We start from the raw sequence: 15870 nt of genomic DNA, 5'->3' as shown, positions 1-15870 counted from the left end.
AGCCACCTTCGGGTGGCTTTTTTTGGCCGTCTTGCTTTTATGTATACATGTTGATAGGTGTTTACCCTCTAATTTGCAATTAATTCGCTGTTTTTTGATTTTTATGTATACATTTCTTCCGTCTACCAAGAACTAAATGCCCCGCGAGACATGCCACCCTCCATTGCCACCGCTGCTGCAGCGGAAGAAAACCATTCCCAGGTCGTGAAGGCGCAGCTGCAGCTGCGCGAAATGATTCTTGCCGGCGAGATGGCGGCCGGAGAGCGCATCTCCGAGCTGGTGCTGGCCGAGCGTCTGGGCATCTCCCGCACTCCCATACGTGCAGCGCTGATGCGGCTTGAGCAGGAGGGCATGCTGGAGGCCACGTCCGGCGGGCGCGGCTACAAGGTGCGCGTGCTGTCCGAAGCCGATGTGTCGGACGCCATCGAGCTGCGCGGTACGCTGGAAGGTCTGGCTGCGCGCATGGCGGCCGAGCGCGGGGTCGATGAAGCCCTGCTGGCGAGAGCCGCACGCTGTCTGGATGCCATCGACCGTGTGCTGGATGCCCAGAACTGGGGCGACGAGGCGTTTTCAGCCTATGTGGCCTTGAACTCCGAATTTCACGACATCTTGCTGGAGATGTCGGGCAGCAGCTTCATGCAGCGCGAGCTGGAACGGGTCAAGCGCCTGCCCTTTGCCTCCCCCTCGGGCTTTGTGGTGGCCGACTCCGAGTCGCCGCGTGCGCTGCGCAGCCTGGTCCTGGCGCAGGAGCAGCACCGCGAAGTGATAGACGCCATCGAGCACCGCGAAGGCGCGCGTGCCGAGGCGCTGATGAAAGAGCACTCGCGCATTGCGCGGCGCAATCTGCGCGAAGCCATGCGCTCGCCCGAGACCACGCGTGTGCCCGGTGCGCAACTGATTCGCGCCAGTCGCTGATGCCGGTCCGTGGCGCAGCAGGCGGTGCCCGGACCCGACCCCGATCGATAAATACAAGGAGACTCCACGATGAGCAAGCAAGCACAGCCTACCTATCCTCGCAACACCTGGTACGTCGCTGCCACGGCGGCCGAAGTCACGGACAAGCCGCTGGGGCGCCAGATCTGTGGTGAGCGCATGGTTTTCTACCGCGCCCTGGAAGGCAAGATGGCCGCCGTCGAAGACTTCTGCCCGCACCGCGGAGCGCCGCTATCGCTGGGCCGCGTCTGCGAAGGTAAGCTGGTCTGCGGCTATCACGGGCTGGAGATGGGCTGCGACGGCAAGACGGTTGCCATGCCCGGCCAGCGCGTGCGCGGCTTTCCTGCCATCAAGAGCTACCCGGTGGAGGAGCGTTACGGCTTTGTCTGGGTCTGGCCGGGTGACAAGGATGCGGCCGATGCAGCGCTGATCCCGGATCTGCAATGGCATGACAACCCCGAGTGGGCCTATGACGGCGGGCTGTTTCACATCAAGGCCGACTATCGCCTGATGATCGACAACCTCATGGACCTGACCCATGAGACCTATGTGCATGCCAGCAGCATTGGTCAGGCCGAGATCGACGAGACGCCCTGCAAGACCGAGGTCATAGGCGACAGCGAAGTGGTCACCAGCCGCTTCATGGAGAACATCGAGGCGCCTCCGTTCTGGAAGATGGCATTGCGCAGCAATGGCCTGGCCGATGACGTGCCTGTGGACCGCTGGCAGGTCTGCCGTTTCACCCCTCCCAGCCATGTGCTGATCGAAGTCGGTGTGGCGCATGCCGGCAAGGGCGGCTATGACGCCGCGGACGAGCACAAGGTCTACAGCATGGTGGTGGACTTCATCACTCCGGAGACCGATGGCAGCATGTGGTACTTCTGGGGCATGGCGCGCAAGTTCAACCCCGGCGATGCATCGGTGACGGCGGCCATCAAGCAGGGCCAGCACAAGATCTTCAGCGAAGACCTGGAGATGCTGGAGTTGCAGCAGCGCAATCTTGAGGACTATCCGCAGCGTCAGCTGCTCAAGCTCAATATCGATGCCGGCGGTGTGCAGTCGCGCAAGATCATCGAGCGCCTGATCGACGAAGAGAAAAACGAGTCGCGCGTTGCAGCGCTGGCTTGAGCGGCGGCAGGTAGGGGCAGATCATGTCTGTAGATGGAGTAATCTTGCAGCTCCCCGAATCGGAGTCAGCGCTGTCCATAGTCAGCGCTGCCCTTGCTACGCTGCTGCATGGAATCGCCCACCACACCCAACCCGCTTTCCCTGGATCTCTACGACCAGCCAGGTCATCTGATTCGACGAGCCCAGCAGATTGCTGCGCTGCTGTTTCGAGAAGTGCTGGGACCCGATGTGACGCCGGTTCAATACGCCATCCTGCGCATGCTGCAGGAGTCTCCGGGCATCGACCAGGTGACGCTGGCGCGTCTTGTCGCGCTGGACAACTCGACCACAGCCGATATCGCTGCGCGTCTGGAAAGCAAGGGCTGGATTCATCGCGAGCTGCTGCCAAGGCGTCAGCGCCGTTTGAGTCTGACCACCGAGGGCGAAGCCATGCTGGCCGCGTTCGTGCCCAATGTCTACGAGCTGCAGCAGCGCATGCTTTCCGCGCTGGAGCCCGAGGAGCAGGCGGAGTTCAAGCGTCTGCTGCGCAAGTTCGTGCAGTTGCACGACAGCACTGAAGCCGGCGAGCAAGCGGCGATCAACGGCTAGCAGCCCGTTCTGGCGCGGCGGCTTCACCACGATCACGCTGGCCAGAGTCGGCGGTGAACAGGCGGTGAACCGGCACGACTAGGGAATTTACTTGTGCTGGATCAAGAGTTCATTCAGTAAACTGAATGTGATTCAGTATGCTGAATGAATGATAAAAAACAAGGAGACAACGATGGAACAGGATTTGCGCGCGCATCTGGACCAGCGGCCCATGACGACCTTCCAATGGTCGGTCATCGCGGTATGCATGGCCCTGAACATGATCGATGGTTTTGACGTGCTGGTGATGGCCTTCACGGCTTCGGCGGTGTCCGGGCACTGGAAGCTCAGCGGCTCGGAGCTGGGTTTTTTGCTCAGTGCCGGCCTCTTCGGCATGGCCGCAGGTTCGCTGCTGCTGGCGCCCATGGCCGACAAGCTGGGGCGTCGTCCCCTGATACTGCTGTGCCTTGCAGTGTCAGGGCTGGGCATGCTGGCTTCAGCCTGGAGCCAGACGCCGACGCAGCTGGCGGTGCTGCGCGTGATCACGGGCCTGGGCGTGGGCGGCATTCTGGCGTGCAGCAACGTGATTGCCAGCGAATATGCCTCGCTGCGCTGGCGCAGTCTGGCGGTCACGCTGCAATCGACCGGCTACGCGCTGGGCGCGACCATTGGCGGCAGTATCGCGGTCTGGCTGCTGGCCCACCATGGCTGGCGTTCCGTCTTCATGTTCGGCGGCTTCTCCACGCTGGCGGTGCTGGTTCTGGCCTGGTTTGCCTTGCCGGAGTCCATGGACTTTCTGCTGGTCAAGCGGCCCGCCAATGCGCTGCAGCGTCTCAATGCACTGATCCGCAAGATGGGCCTGCCCGCACTGGGCTCCCTGCCTCAGGCCGTGGTGGCAGGCAGCGGTGAAAGCAAGCGCATGGGGCCTTTGCAGCTGCTGTCTCCCAAGCTGCTGCGCCCCACGGTGCTGGTCTGGCTGTCCTTCTTCTCGGTGATGTTCGGCTTCTATTTCGTGATGAGCTGGACTCCCAAGCTGCTGGCGGCCTCGGGCCTGACGCCTGAGCAGGGCGTGACCACGGGCGTGCTGCTGAGCCTGGGCGGCATTCTGGGCGCGACCTTGCTGGGCCTGCTGGCGGCGCGCTTTGCGATTCACCGTGCGCTGGCAGTCTTCATGCTGGTGACGGCAGTGCTGCTGTGCTTTCTGGTTGGCAGCTCCGGTGCGCTGTGGATGTCGTACACGCTGGCCTTCCTGATCGGCGTGTTCGTGAATGCCTGCGTGGCCGGCCTCTATGCGATTGCGCCAGTGGTCTACGGCAGCGATGTGCGCGCCACCGGTGTGGGCTGGGGCATCGGTATCGGCCGCATCGGTGCGATTGTGTCGCCGCTGGTGGCCGGCGGCCTGCTGGATGCGTCCTGGTCGCCCGATCAGCTGTACCTGGGTTATGGCGTGGCGTTTGTCCTGGCTGCCGTCATCGTGTCCATGCACCGCATTGCCGGTCCGCAGGTCGCGCACAGTCGCGTCACGTCCGAAACAGTGGCCGCTCATTGAGCAGGGAGACTTCGATGAACCAGATTTCTCAAACCATGAGCGCAACTGCTCCGGCCTTTCCGCTGGATCAATGGTATGTAGCGGGCTTTGCCTGGGAACTGAAGGACCAGCCGGTGGCGCGCACCTTGCTGGGTCAGCCGGTGGTCCTGTTCCGCACGGCAGATGGCCGGGTCGCTGCGCTTGAGGATCGCTGCTGCCACCGCGAGTTGCCGCTGTCCTGCGGCACGGTGGAAGCTGCGGGTCTGCGCTGCGGCTACCATGGCCTGCTCTTCAGCCATGAGGGGCAGTGCCTCGAAATACCGGGCCAGGAAAGGATTCCAGCCAAGGCCTGCGTGAAGTCCTTCGAGCTGCGCGAGCGCGACCAGATTCTCTGGATATGGATGGGCGCGACACCGGACTCCGTGCCGGACACGGAGCCGCCTGCCTATGCCGTGCACAGCGACCCGCAATATCGTTTTGGCGGTGGCGTCTATCACTACGACGCACCGTATCAGCTGATCCACGACAACCTGCTGGATCTGAGCCATCTGGGCTATGTGCACCTCAAGACCATCGGCGGCAACGCCAGGGTACATATGAACGCGGATCTCAAGGTCAGCCAGGACGGGGACAGCGTGAAGGTGGTGCGCTGGATGCCGGATTCCGATCCCCCGCCCACCTATGCACAGGCCTGGCCTTTTCAGGGCCGCATCGACCGCTGGCAGGAAGTGGAGTTCCACCCCTCGCATGTGCGTATCTGGACCGGTGCCATGGATGCGGGCCAGGACAGGCTGGACAACCCGGCGCGCGAAGGATTCCATATGCGCGGCTTTCACGGCGTGACGCCGGAGACGGAGACCAGCGCGCATTACTTCTGGACGATTGCGACCAATCCGCATCCGCAGATGCAGGACACGACACAGTTGGTGATCGATCAGACGGCGGCCACTTTCGAAGAAGACAAGGTGGTCATCGAAGCCCAGTTCCGCAACCAGCAACGCTTTGGCTCACGCGCCGTGGTGGATATCCACGTGGATGTGGGTCCCAATCGTGCGCGGCGCGTGATCGAGCGCTTGCGCAAGGCCGGCGCGCAAGCCTCGCAGGCGCTGGCCTAGCACCGCACAAGCAAAAGAGAAGTATCCGAGATGAAGAGTGAAACCACGTTCGAGGTGCGCATTGCGCACAAGCAGGAGCAGGCAGCCGGTATCTGCAGCCTGGAGTTGCGGGCTCTGGAAGGCAGCAGCCTGGCTCCGTTCAGTGCGGGTGCGCACATCGATGTGCACCTGCCTGGTGGGCTGGTGCGCCAGTATTCGCTGAGCAACGATCCGGCAGAGCTGGATCGCTATGTGATTGCCGTGCTGCGCGAGCCTGCCTCGCGCGGTGGCTCGGCCGCTGTGCACGAGCAGTTGCAGGCCGGCCAGCAGATCACCATCAGCCTCCCGCGCAACCATTTCGAGCTGCATGCGCCGGCCCGCAAGCATTTGCTGCTGGCAGGCGGCATCGGCATCACGCCGATTCTTGCCATGGCGCGCAAGCTGGCGCGTGATGGTGCAGATTTCTCCTTGCACTACTGCGGCCGCTCGCGCGAGCGCATGGCGTTTGCCCAGACCATCGAGACTGCGCAATGGGCTGACAAGGCGCAGATCCATGTGGATGACGTGAATGGAAAGTCGTCGCTGGGTTTGAGCGAATTGCTGCAGCAAAGAGAGCAGGGTCAGCATCTGTATGTGTGCGGACCCAAGGGCTTCATGGACGCCGTGCTCGACACAGCGCGAGAGGCGGGCTGGCCTGCCGAGCAGCTGCACTACGAGTTCTTTGCCGCCGAGGTGGAGCACCGGGCCGACGACGAAAGCTTCGAGGTGGAGGTCGCCAGCAGCGGCCAGGTGGTGCGCGTCACGCCGGCGCAGACCGTGGTGCAGGCGCTGGAGTCCATCGGCGTCTGCGTTCAGACCTCGTGCGAACAGGGCGTCTGCGGCACCTGCCTGACGCGCGTCATCTCGGGCCAGCCTGATCACCGCGATATGTATCTGACAGAAGACGAGCAGGCGGCCAACGACCAGTTCCTGCCTTGCTGCTCGCGTGCCAGGTCCGGCCGCCTGGTGCTGGATCTGTGACCCGCGGATCGGGCAGGCTTTGACCATGCGCGGGCAGGGCTGGCGCAGCCTGCTCAAAATAGGCGTTTTCCATGAAAGCGCCGCGTTCCCGCCATGAAGCCTGCCCTGCTAGTTCTGAATCTCCAGGTCCCCGCCCATCTGCAGCAGATGGAGCAGACCTTTGCCGACTTTGATGTGATCTATGCGCCCGAGGCCGATCAGGCCGAGGCCGCAATCGCCGCCCACGGCGCGCGCGTGCAATGTGTGTGCACGATTGGCGCGACGGGCCTGTCGGCCGCGCAGATGCAGCGCATGCCCGGGCTTTCGCTGGTCTGCGCCATGGGCGCGGGCTACGAGAACATCGATGTGGCCTATGCCAAGGCGCACGGGATTGCCGTCGGCAACGGCGTGGGCACCAACGACGACTGCGTGGCTGACCACGCCATGGGTCTGCTGATCGCTGCGGTGCGCGGCATCGTCAAGCTGGACAAGGCCACGCGTGCCGGCATCTGGCGCTCGGCCCTGCCGCTGCCGGCCAATGTCTCGGGCAAGCGCCTGGGCATCGTGGGGCTGGGCCAAATCGGCGCCAAGATCGCCAGGCGCGCGGCCGCCTTCGACATGCCCGTCGGCTATCACAACCGCAAGCCGCGCGAGGGCGTTGACTACCGCTACTTTGACGATCTGCTGGCGCTGGCTGCCTGGGCCGATGTGCTGCTGGTGGCCACGCCCGGAGGCGCTGGCACCCGCCATCTGATCAATGCCGAGGTGCTCGAGGCATTGGGCGAGAAAGGCGTGCTGGTAAATATCGCGCGCGGCTCGGTGGTCGATACCGAGGCGCTGGCCGAAGCCGTGCGCGCAGGCCGTCTGGCCGGTGCCGGGCTGGATGTCTACGAAAGCGAGCCGCTGCCGCCGCAGCAGCTCATCGATCTGGACGCCGTGGTGCTGACGCCCCATGTGGGCGGCTGGTCGCCCGAGGCGGTGCAGAACTCGGTGGACCGCTTCATCGCCAATATGCGCTGCCATCTGGATGGCAAGCCCTTGGTTTCGCCGATCTGAGTGCTATTGAATTGAAAGCTGCCTGCGCTTAATTCTTAGGTATTTCAGATAACTTCTTTATTGAAACCATTTGGTAATAAGCGCTATCAGCTTCGATATACGTAGCAATAAGAAATCCCCGCGCAGATCGCTCTGGCGGGGATTTTTACTATCTGCGGCGCCATGAAGCTGGCGCGGACCAAACCAGTGACACCAAGCAAGGGCCGCCCCGCAGCGAGGGTGTCGTCCCCCTCCCGAAGAGAGAGGGGGAAGCCGCGGGGCCGCCTAGGCGTAGCGGCTCAGGGGGAGCTTATTTCTGGCTGGCTGCAATGGCCTTTTCGGCCTTGTCGACCAGCGGTGCGCCGATCTGGCTCTTCCACTTGTCGTAGACGGGGCGCGTGGCCTTGACAAAGGCTTCGCGCTCGGCAGCGTTAGGCGTGGTCACGGTCACGCCCAGGCCGGTCAGGTCCTTGAGCAGGGGCTTGTCTGCCTCGACCAGGCCCTTGCGAGCGATGGCGATTTCTTCCTTGGCGGCATCCAGCGCGGCTTGCTTGACGATGGCTTGGTCAGCCGGTGTCCAGCTGGCCCACACGTCCTTGTTGACGACGAAGATCAGCGGATCGTTCATGTAGCCCCACATGGTCAGATGCTTCTGGCCCACGGACTGCAGCTTGGCCGCCATGTACACGCCGATGGGGTTCTCCTGGCCGTCCACGGCGCCGCTGGCCATGGCTGGCTGGGCATCGGCCCAGCTCATCTGCGTGGGGTTGGCGCCCAGGGCCGTGAAGGTGTCCAGGAACAGGGGCGAGCCCACGACGCGGATCTTCATGCCCTTGAGGTCGGCAGGCGTCTTGATGGCGTGCTTGGAGTTGGAGATTTCGCGGTAGCCGTTCTCACCCCAGGCCAGAGGCACCACGCCTCCTTTTTCCAGGGTCTTGAAGATTTCCTGGCCCACTTCGCCCTGGGTCACGGCATCCACGGCCTTGAAGTTGGGGAAGAGAAAGGGCATGGAGAACAGGTTCAGCGACTTGACCTGGGGCGACCAGTTGATGGTCGAGCCCACGGCCATGTCAATCACGCCCTGGCGCAGCGCGGAGAACTCACGCGTCTGGTCGCCCTGCACCAGCGAGGTGCCGGGGTAGAGCTTGATGTTGATGCGGCCCTGGGTGCGCTCGCGCACCTTGTCGGCCCAAAGCTCGCCGCCCTTGCCCCAGGGGAAGGCCGTGCCCAGCACCAGGGACATGCGGTATTCGCTCTTGTACTTGGCCTGGGCCATAGCCATGGGCGATGCAAAAGCCAGTGCGGCGGCGGTGGCCACGGCGGATGCGAGGAAGGTACGAAGTTTCATTTGGTTTGTCTCCCTTTTAGAAACGAAAAAATGCTTTGCTTGTTAGATGCATTGCACATTGAATAAGCACGGCCCATCTCAGCAGACACCGCGCAAGGGCCGCCCCGCCGCGCTGGTGTCGTCCCCTCCCGAAGAGAGAGGGGAAGCGGCAAAGCCGCTCAGGGGTGCTAGTACCCCATCTTTGCGGGCAGCCACAGTGCGAGCTGCGGGAAGGCAATGACCAGAATCATCACGGCGAACATGGACAGCAGCATCCAGCCCACCCAGCGCACGGTGGACTCCATGCGCACGCCCGCAATGCGGCAGCTGACCATCAGGTTCACGGCCAGCGGCGGCGTGAACTGGCCCAGTGCCACCTTGAGCGTGAGGATCACGCCAAACCAGACGGGATCCCACTGGTAGTGATTCATGATGGGCAGCAGCAGCGGCACAAAGATCAGGAAGATGGAGATTCCGTCCAGGAACATGCCCACGGTGATCAGCAGCAGAATCAAAAGGCCCAGCACGCCGTATTCGCCGAGACCGGAATTCACGATGGCATTGGCCACCGGATCGATCACGCCCAGGGTGGACAGCGAGAAGGCAAAAATGCCGGCCAGCGACACCACCAGCAGGATCACTGCCGACAGCTCCCCCGCTTCGCGCAGAATCGGAAAGAGGTCGCGCACGCCGATGGTGCGGTGAATCACCATGCCGACGAACAGCCCGTAGAACACGGCGACCACGGCGGCTTCGGTGGGGGTGAACCAGCCCATGCGCATGCCGCCCAGAATCAGCACCGGAGCTGCCAGACCCCAGGAGGCCTCGCGCAGGCTCTTCCAGAACGGCGGGCGCGGCATGGAGGCTTCGAGCGCGCCCATCTTGTGCTTGCGCGACATCCACACGGCGGGAATGATGAGCGCGATACCGGCCAGCACGCCGGGAATCATGCCGGCCGCGAACAGGGCCGGCACCGAAGCGCCTGGCACCAGCACCGAGTAGATGATGAAAGCCACCGAAGGCGGAATCAGGATGTCCGTCGCTGCGGCCGCTCCGACCACGCTGGCCGAGAAGCTCTTGGGATAGCCGGCGCGGCTCATGGCGGCAATCATCACGCCGCCCACAGCCGCTGCATTGGCCGGCCCGGAGCCGGAGATACCGCCCAGGAACATGGCCACAGCAATCGCCACCAGCGGCAGCATGCCGGGGCCGCGGCCCACGATGGCCACGGCAAAGTTCACCAGGCGCAGGGCAACGCCCGAGCGGTCGAAGATGGAGCCCACCAGCACGAACATGGGAATGGCCAGCAGCGGATATTTGCCCAGCCCGGCATAGAAATTCTGCGGCACGGCCAGCAGGCCGAACCACTGCGTATCGGCATTGGCAAGGGCGATCGCCGCAGCACCGGCCAGACCGAGGGCCGCACCTATGGGCACGCCGATGAACATCAGGCCCAGAAAGGCCACAAACAGCAAGGTGGCGATCATGCGATCTCCTTGCTGTGGTCTTTTTCCACGGGCACGTCAGGGAAGGCACCGGGCCTGCCCTGGCGGATGAACAGGCCGATGGCGCGCAGCGTGATCAGTGCCGATACCACGGGCAGCCAGATCGAATACCACCACTGCGGTACGCCAATGCCGGGCGAGGTCTCCTCGAAACGGAAGTCGTCCCAGACCACGCGCACGCTGAGCACGGCGATGATGGCAAACAGCAGCGCCACCATCAGAGAGCCAAACCGGGCCAGAGCCTTGCGGCGCTGGACGGAGCCGCTGTCCGAGAAGAACTCGATGCGGATATGCTGATTGCGCGCCACGGCGGCAGAGCCTGCGACCAGGGCCAGCAAAATCATCAGAAAGACGGAGATTTCCTCCGTCCAGGCGAATGAGGAGTTGGTGAAGTAGCGCACCAGCACATTGGCAAACGTGATCAGGGCCAGAGCGGCCATGATGATCACGGTCAGCCAGTCTTCAATGCGCAGGGAGCGAGGCTCGTCCGGGCGCGCGCCGGTATCGGCTGCACCATCGGTCTCGGGAGGAGTGGAGGACATGAACGCGGAAAGTCAGAAAAACACACAGGAGTCAGGGCAGCTCGCCTGAATGGCGTGATCCGCGCGCACTCGATGAGAATGCCCTTATGTTCACGACTTACGCAAAACGGGTTCAGGCAAGACGATTGCCTCAGGAGGCAGGCCGTTGTTGCATTCTTGTTTGCGTAAGTCCTTATGTTGTTCCTTGACCTTCACGGCGTTGTGCGCCGGGATGGCTTGGAGCGAGTAGACACACCGGATAGATGTGAACAAATATTATCAAGGTATCTATGTCGCAGGGCTTACGTCCGGCGGCAGGCATTACCCTAGGATCTGGCGACCAAGGCATGGCTCATCGTCGAGTCTGTGATTGGTCCCGTTGACTAGCCAACAAGGATTACCTCCGTTGCACAGCTTTGGTGCAGGGCAGCGGATAATGAGAGTCTATGGAAACCAAATGGCTTGAAGATTTTGTCAGCCTTGCTGAAACCCGCAGTTTCAGCCGCTCGGCCCAGCTGCGCCACGTTACGCAGCCTGCGTTCTCGCGCCGTATCCAGGCGCTGGAGGCCTGGGCGGGAACCGATCTGGTCGACAGAAGCTCGTATCCGACGCGCCTGACGCCAGCAGGCAAGACCATGTACGAGCAGGCGCTGGAGATACTGCAGTCCTTGCAGAGCACCCGAACCATGTTGCGTGCCCACGTCAGTGCGGGCAAGGGCATGGTGGGCTTTGCCGTTCCGCATACTTTGGCGTTCACGTTCTTCCCGAACTGGGTTTCGGCCGTGCACGAGAAGTTCGGCCCCTTCCGCAGCCGTCTGTTCGCACTCAATGTGCACGATGCGGTGATGCGCCTCGTGGAAGGTGGCTGCGATCTGCTGATTGCCTACTACCACTCTTCCCAGCCCTTCCAGCTGGACCCTTCGCGCTATGAGATGGTGAGCCTGGGGCATGAGGTGCTGGCTCCCTACTCCAAGCCGGACGAGAACGGCAACCCCATCTTTGTCCTGCCCGGCCGTCAGGGTCAGCCGCTGCCATACCTGGGCTATGCCGCTGGTGCCTATCTGGGGCGGGTGACGGAGCTGATCCTCAAGGAGGCGGCCGAGGCCGTGCACCTGGAGCGCGTCTATGAAACCGATATGGCCGAAGGCCTCAAGGCCATGGCGCTGGAAGGTCATGGCGTGGCCTTTCTGCCCTACAGCGCAGTTCGCGGCGATCTGGAGTCCGGTCGACTGGTGCGTGCAGTGCCGGAAGGTGTGACTGGTTTTCAGATGGACATGGAAGTGCGGGCCTATCGGGAAAAACCCACGGGTGATGCCCCGCAGGGAGGAGCGGCTGCGCTCTGGAACTTCCTCAAGGAGCAGGGCGAGATTGCGGGTGGCGAGGTCAAGGCTGTGTAACCTGATCGAGTGTTGCTTTTCTTCCAAAAGGGCCAATTGGCCCTTTTTTTGCTTGTGTGACCAGCTTGTCGTGATTTCAGGTGTTTTACTGGTGAAAACCCTAATGTTATGCATCGGGTTAATACTGAATATGCAAGTTGCGCATAAGGATTTTTGCCATCGGCATTGGCTTGTGAAATCACGAAAGCATTAGAGTTCGCAGCTTGCACAAAAAGAGGTGCTGCTTTGCAACACAAGATTGAGGCTGTGAGTAGGTGGTTGCGTTCCTGAATCACCTACGGGAAAAGTCTTAGAAATGATTGCATTTCAGCCATCTTCATGACTGCACAATGTGTGCAGTACATTTGTTAACGCAACCTGTCCACCCTCACAAAGGGCGATGCGTTAAGGAGTGGCAAGCGTTTTTGGTCCTTACCAATAGGAGATCCGTATGAAGAAGCATTTGTTGGCCATCGCCGTAACCGCACTGGCAACTGGCACCGTGTTTGCCCAGGCCAATGACACCCTGGCCAAGATCAAGTCCTCCGGCAGCGTCACTCTGGGCGTGCGTGAATCGTCCGGCCTGGGCTATACGCTGGGCAATGGCAAATATGTAGGCTTCCATACCGAAATGGGTGAGCGCATTCTCAAGGACATCCAGAAGCAACTGGGCCTGACCGCGCTGGAAGTGAAGTACCAGCCCGTGACCTCGCAAAACCGTATTCCTCTGGTGCAGAACGGCACCGTGGACATCGAGTGCGGCTCCACCACCAACAACACGGCTCGTCAGAAGGATGCAGCCTTCGCCTTCACCACCTATGTGGAAGAAGTGCGCATTGCCACCCGTGCCAACTCCGGCATCACCGGCATCAAGGACCTGAACGGCAAGACCATCGTGACCACGACGGGTACGACTTCCGTGCAGACCCTGCGCAAGAACAAGCGCGCTGACGGCCTGACCTTCAAGGAAGTCATGGGCAAGGACCACGCCGACAGCTTCCTGATGCTGGAAACCGGCCGCGCCGATGCCTTCATCATGGACGGCTCCATCCTGGCCGCCAATATCTCCAAGTCCAAGGCTCCCAACGATTACAAGATCGTGGGTGAAGTGCTGTCGGTGGAACCCATCGCCTGCATGATGCGCAAGGACGATCCCGCCTTCAAGAAGGCTGTGGACGAATCCATCGTGCGTCAGATCAAGGATGGTTCTCTGACCAAGCTGTACGACAAGTGGTTCCTGCAGCCCATTCCTCCCAACAACGTGAAGGTGGGTCTGCCACTGTCGGCAGCGACCAAGGATGCGTGGGCTCACCCCAACGACAAGCCCATGGAAGCTTACGAAGTCAAGTAATCCCGCCTATAGGTGTACCGCCCCTTCTGCCAAGCGGTTAGAAGGGGCTTTTTTGTTGCGAGGGCCGGTGTGAGCGTTTGCCCTCATAAACCAAGAATGAAAGAGGTGCTCGTATGAGTTGGGATTGGCAGGTGTTCTGTCAGGACACCATTACCCAAGAGGTCGGGCAGAGTTGTTTTGGCAAGAACGGTGACATCACCTATCTGGATTGGATGATGTCGGCCTGGGGCTGGACCGTGTCGGTGGCATTGCTGTCGCTGGTCATCGCTCTGGTGCTGGGCGCAGTCATTGGTACCTTGCGTACCTTGCCCGATCGTCCGTGGATAGTGCGCCTGGGCAATGCCTGGGTGGAGTTGTTCCGCAATATTCCGTTGCTGGTCCAGGTGTTCATCTGGTACCACGTGGTTCCGGCCATTTTCCCTGCAATGAAGTCCCTGCCGGGCTTTGTGCTGGTGGTGTTTGCGATCGGTTTCTTCACCTCTGCCCGTATTGCCGAGCAGGTGCGCTCCGGTATTCAGGCTTTGCCGCGGGGCCAGCGGTATGCCGGCATGGCCGTGGGGTTCACGACCTTCCAGACCTACCGCTATGTGCTGCTGCCGATGGCGTTTCGCATCATCATTCCGCCGCTGACCAGCGAGGCCATGAACGTGTTCAAGAACTCGTCCGTGGCGTTTGCGGTGTCCGTGGCCGAACTGACCATGTTCGCCATGCAGGCCCAGGAAGAGACAGCCCGTGGCGTCGAAATTTATATGGCTGTGACAGGTCTGTATGTGATTTCTGCCTTCATCATCAACCGCATCATGGCCTTCATCGAGAAGCGTTCTCGCGTTCCCGGCCTGATTGCAGCCAGCGGTGGAGGCCACTGATATGAATCTCAACCTCGACTGGTCGTTTTTCTCGTGGGACCTGTTCAGCAACTTTGTGCTGAAGGGGCTGTATTTCAGCGTGTCCCTGACCGTGATCGCCACGCTGGGCGGCATCTTCTTCGGCACCTTGCTGGCGCTGATGCGCCTGTCGGGCAAGAAGTGGCTGGACCTGCCTGCCACCATCTATGTCAACGGCATGCGCTCCATCCCGCTGGTGATGGTGATTCTGTGGTTCTTCCTGCTGATGCCCATGCTGATCGGCAAGCCCATCGGTGCGGAGACTTCGGCCATCATCACCTTTGTGGCGTTCGAAGCAGCATATTTCTCTGAAATCATGCGTGCCGGCATTCAGTCCATTCCACGTGGACAGGTGTTTGCCGGCCAGGCGCTGGGCATGACCTATGGTCAGAACATGCGTCTGGTGGTGCTGCCTCAGGCCTTCCGCAACATGCTGCCCGTTCTGCTGACCCAGACCATCATCCTGTTTCAGGATACCTCGCTGGTCTATGCGATCGGTGCCTACGACATGCTCAAGGGCTTCGAAATCGCCGGCAAGAACTTCGGCCGACCCATCGAATCCTATCTGGCGGCTGCCGTGACCTATTTTGTGATCTGCTTTGCACTGTCTTGGTTCGTCAAGCGTCTGCACAAGAAGATTGCCATTATTCGATGAAACACCCCCTGAGTCGCTTCGCGCCCTCCCCCTCAAGGGGGACGACGGCCTCGGCTGCGGGGCGGCCCTTGCTGGCCGTCCCTGGCCTGACCGAGCCCGTTGCAGGCGCTGCGATGGATCACTGACAAAAGTCGGAGTGAAAAATGATTGAACTCAAGAACGTTTCCAAGTGGTACGGCAGCTTTCAGGTGCTGTCCGATTGCTCCACCAATATCAACAAGGGCGAGGTGGTGGTGGTGTGCGGCCCTTCGGGCTCCGGCAAGTCCACGCTGATCAAGACCATCAATGCGCTGGAGCCTTTCCAGAAGGGCGAGATCTTTGTGGACGGCACGGCAGTGCACGATCCTAAGACCAATCTGCCCAAGCTGCGCAGCCGCGTGGGCATGGTGTTCCAGCACTTTGAGCTGTTCCCCCACCTGTCGGTGACAGAGAACCTGACCATCGCACAGATGAAGGTGCTGGGCCGCAGTGCTGCCGACGCCAAGACCCGTGGCCTCAAGATGCTGGACCGCGTGGGCCTGACCGCTCACAAGGACAAGTTCCCCGGCCAGCTCTCCGGTGGTCAGCAGCAGCGCGTGGCCATTGCGCGCGCTCTGTCGATGGATCCCATCGTCATGCTGTTCGACGAACCCACTTCGGCACTGGATCCCGAAATGGTCGGCGAAGTGCTGGACGTGATGATGGGCCTGGCCAACGAAGGCATGACCATGATGTGCGTGACCCACGAAATGGGATTTGCGCGCAAGGTGGCCAGCCGTGTGATCTTCATGGACGTGGGCGGCAAGATTCTGGAAGACTGCAGCAAGGAAGAGTTCTTCGGCCATCCCGAAAACCGCCAGCCGCGAACCAAGGAATTCCTCAACAAGATCCTGCAGCATTGATGCTGCTGCCCTCTGGGCCCAAGGCGCTCCTCGTGAGCGCCTTTTTTCATGCTCCGGTCATGAGAAGGTTTGAAAAAAAGATGAGC

15 protein-coding genes are annotated in these 15870 nt (G+C 61.4%); 12 read left to right on the top strand and 3 right to left on the bottom strand.

All coding sequences use genetic code 11. From position 1 onward, the window contains the following. The first annotated feature begins 150 nt into the window (after nt 1–150). From CTATCC11996_RS23425 to CTATCC11996_RS23395, 7 genes are all read left to right on the top strand, one after another. On the top strand, nt 151–915 hold the full coding sequence (locus tag CTATCC11996_RS23425; RefSeq protein WP_003081279.1) for a GntR family transcriptional regulator: 765 nt from the start codon (nt 151–153) through the stop codon (nt 913–915). 69 nt (nt 916–984) lie between these two features. Further along, a complete protein-coding gene (locus CTATCC11996_RS23420) occupies nt 985–2061 on the top strand; it encodes an aromatic ring-hydroxylating dioxygenase subunit alpha (protein ID WP_003081278.1) in 1077 nt (358 codons plus the stop codon). Nucleotides 2062–2169: 108 nt separating this feature from the next. Then, nucleotides 2170–2649, top strand: coding sequence for a MarR family winged helix-turn-helix transcriptional regulator (locus CTATCC11996_RS23415; RefSeq protein ID WP_003081275.1), 480 nt, complete (start codon nt 2170–2172; stop codon nt 2647–2649). A 172-nt stretch (nt 2650–2821) separates the two neighbouring features. Further along, the gene (locus tag CTATCC11996_RS23410) at nt 2822–4177 is read left to right on the top strand and encodes an MFS transporter (protein ID WP_003081273.1); all 1356 of its coding nucleotides are present in this window, start codon (nt 2822–2824) and stop codon (nt 4175–4177) included. A gap of 14 nt (nt 4178–4191) precedes the next feature. Then, entirely contained in the window at nt 4192–5271 is a 1080-nt protein-coding gene (locus CTATCC11996_RS23405) for a Rieske 2Fe-2S domain-containing protein (RefSeq protein ID WP_003081269.1), read from the top strand. Between the two features lie 30 nt (nt 5272–5301). Continuing rightward, a complete protein-coding gene (locus CTATCC11996_RS23400; RefSeq protein ID WP_003081266.1) occupies nt 5302–6270 on the top strand; it encodes a PDR/VanB family oxidoreductase in 969 nt (322 codons plus the stop codon). A gap of 93 nt (nt 6271–6363) precedes the next feature. Beyond that, nucleotides 6364–7305 carry a 2-hydroxyacid dehydrogenase gene (locus tag CTATCC11996_RS23395; RefSeq protein ID WP_003081263.1) on the top strand — a complete coding sequence of 314 codons (942 nt, stop codon included), beginning with the start codon at nt 6364–6366 and terminating at the stop codon, nt 7303–7305. Between the two features lie 289 nt (nt 7306–7594). Here CTATCC11996_RS23395 and CTATCC11996_RS23390 read toward each other — a convergent pair whose 3' ends face one another. The 3 genes from CTATCC11996_RS23390 to CTATCC11996_RS23380 form a co-directional block, all read right to left on the bottom strand. Next, nucleotides 7595–8632: a DctP family TRAP transporter solute-binding subunit gene (locus tag CTATCC11996_RS23390; RefSeq protein WP_003081260.1), complete on the bottom strand. Its 1038-nt coding sequence runs from the start codon at nt 8630–8632 to the stop codon at nt 7595–7597. Nucleotides 8633–8799: 167 nt separating this feature from the next. After that, nucleotides 8800–10098, bottom strand: a complete 1299-nt coding sequence (locus tag CTATCC11996_RS23385; protein ID WP_003081258.1) for a TRAP transporter large permease — start codon at nt 10096–10098, stop codon at nt 8800–8802. Continuing rightward, nucleotides 10095–10658, bottom strand: coding sequence for a TRAP transporter small permease (locus tag CTATCC11996_RS23380; RefSeq protein ID WP_003081257.1), 564 nt, complete (start codon nt 10656–10658; stop codon nt 10095–10097). Before CTATCC11996_RS23380 ends, CTATCC11996_RS23385 begins: the two co-directional genes overlap by 4 nt. A gap of 425 nt (nt 10659–11083) precedes the next feature. On the opposite strand from CTATCC11996_RS23380, the gene CTATCC11996_RS23375 reads away from it, so the two are divergent. The 5 genes from CTATCC11996_RS23375 to CTATCC11996_RS23355 all read left to right on the top strand — a co-directional run bounded on the left by CTATCC11996_RS23375 (nt 11084) and on the right by CTATCC11996_RS23355 (nt 15784). Further along, nucleotides 11084–12034 (top strand): LysR family transcriptional regulator, encoded by a 951-nt coding sequence (locus CTATCC11996_RS23375; protein ID WP_003081255.1) that lies wholly within the window; start codon nt 11084–11086, stop codon nt 12032–12034. A 430-nt stretch (nt 12035–12464) separates the two neighbouring features. Next, the gene (locus tag CTATCC11996_RS23370) at nt 12465–13364 is read left to right on the top strand and encodes a transporter substrate-binding domain-containing protein (RefSeq protein ID WP_003081253.1); all 900 of its coding nucleotides are present in this window, start codon (nt 12465–12467) and stop codon (nt 13362–13364) included. Between the two features lie 113 nt (nt 13365–13477). Continuing rightward, nucleotides 13478–14230 (top strand): amino acid ABC transporter permease, encoded by a 753-nt coding sequence (locus CTATCC11996_RS23365; protein WP_003068095.1) that lies wholly within the window; start codon nt 13478–13480, stop codon nt 14228–14230. 1 nt (nt 14231) lies between these two features. Further along, entirely contained in the window at nt 14232–14903 is a 672-nt protein-coding gene (locus CTATCC11996_RS23360) for an amino acid ABC transporter permease (RefSeq protein WP_003068096.1), read from the top strand. 143 nt (nt 14904–15046) lie between these two features. Then, entirely contained in the window at nt 15047–15784 is a 738-nt protein-coding gene (locus tag CTATCC11996_RS23355) for an amino acid ABC transporter ATP-binding protein (protein ID WP_003068099.1), read from the top strand. Nucleotides 15785–15870 lie beyond the last annotated feature (86 nt).

Source organism: Comamonas testosteroni ATCC 11996 (assembly GCF_000241525.1).
GTDB lineage: Bacteria > Pseudomonadota > Gammaproteobacteria > Burkholderiales > Burkholderiaceae_C > Comamonas > Comamonas testosteroni.
The sequence above is the reverse complement of the archived record's forward strand: the minus strand, read 5'-3'. Positions and strand labels throughout refer to the sequence as shown.

Coding starts and splice junctions, on each gene's coding strand:
- CTATCC11996_RS23410 (WP_003081273.1), top strand. CDS start 2,822: ATGGAACAGGATTTGCGCGCGCATCTGGACCAGCGGCCCATGACGACC.
- CTATCC11996_RS23425 (WP_003081279.1), top strand. CDS start 151: ATGCCACCCTCCATTGCCACCGCTGCTGCAGCGGAAGAAAACCATTCC.
- CTATCC11996_RS23360 (WP_003068096.1), top strand. CDS start 14,232: ATGAATCTCAACCTCGACTGGTCGTTTTTCTCGTGGGACCTGTTCAGC.
- CTATCC11996_RS23370 (WP_003081253.1), top strand. CDS start 12,465: ATGAAGAAGCATTTGTTGGCCATCGCCGTAACCGCACTGGCAACTGGC.
- CTATCC11996_RS23395 (WP_003081263.1), top strand. CDS start 6,364: ATGAAGCCTGCCCTGCTAGTTCTGAATCTCCAGGTCCCCGCCCATCTG.
- CTATCC11996_RS23380 (WP_003081257.1), bottom strand. CDS start 10,658: ATGTCCTCCACTCCTCCCGAGACCGATGGTGCAGCCGATACCGGCGCG.
- CTATCC11996_RS23405 (WP_003081269.1), top strand. CDS start 4,192: ATGAACCAGATTTCTCAAACCATGAGCGCAACTGCTCCGGCCTTTCCG.
- CTATCC11996_RS23365 (WP_003068095.1), top strand. CDS start 13,478: ATGAGTTGGGATTGGCAGGTGTTCTGTCAGGACACCATTACCCAAGAG.
- CTATCC11996_RS23355 (WP_003068099.1), top strand. CDS start 15,047: ATGATTGAACTCAAGAACGTTTCCAAGTGGTACGGCAGCTTTCAGGTG.
- CTATCC11996_RS23390 (WP_003081260.1), bottom strand. CDS start 8,632: ATGAAACTTCGTACCTTCCTCGCATCCGCCGTGGCCACCGCCGCCGCA.
- CTATCC11996_RS23400 (WP_003081266.1), top strand. CDS start 5,302: ATGAAGAGTGAAACCACGTTCGAGGTGCGCATTGCGCACAAGCAGGAG.
- CTATCC11996_RS23420 (WP_003081278.1), top strand. CDS start 985: ATGAGCAAGCAAGCACAGCCTACCTATCCTCGCAACACCTGGTACGTC.
- CTATCC11996_RS23415 (WP_003081275.1), top strand. CDS start 2,170: ATGGAATCGCCCACCACACCCAACCCGCTTTCCCTGGATCTCTACGAC.
- CTATCC11996_RS23385 (WP_003081258.1), bottom strand. CDS start 10,098: ATGATCGCCACCTTGCTGTTTGTGGCCTTTCTGGGCCTGATGTTCATC.
- CTATCC11996_RS23375 (WP_003081255.1), top strand. CDS start 11,084: ATGGAAACCAAATGGCTTGAAGATTTTGTCAGCCTTGCTGAAACCCGC.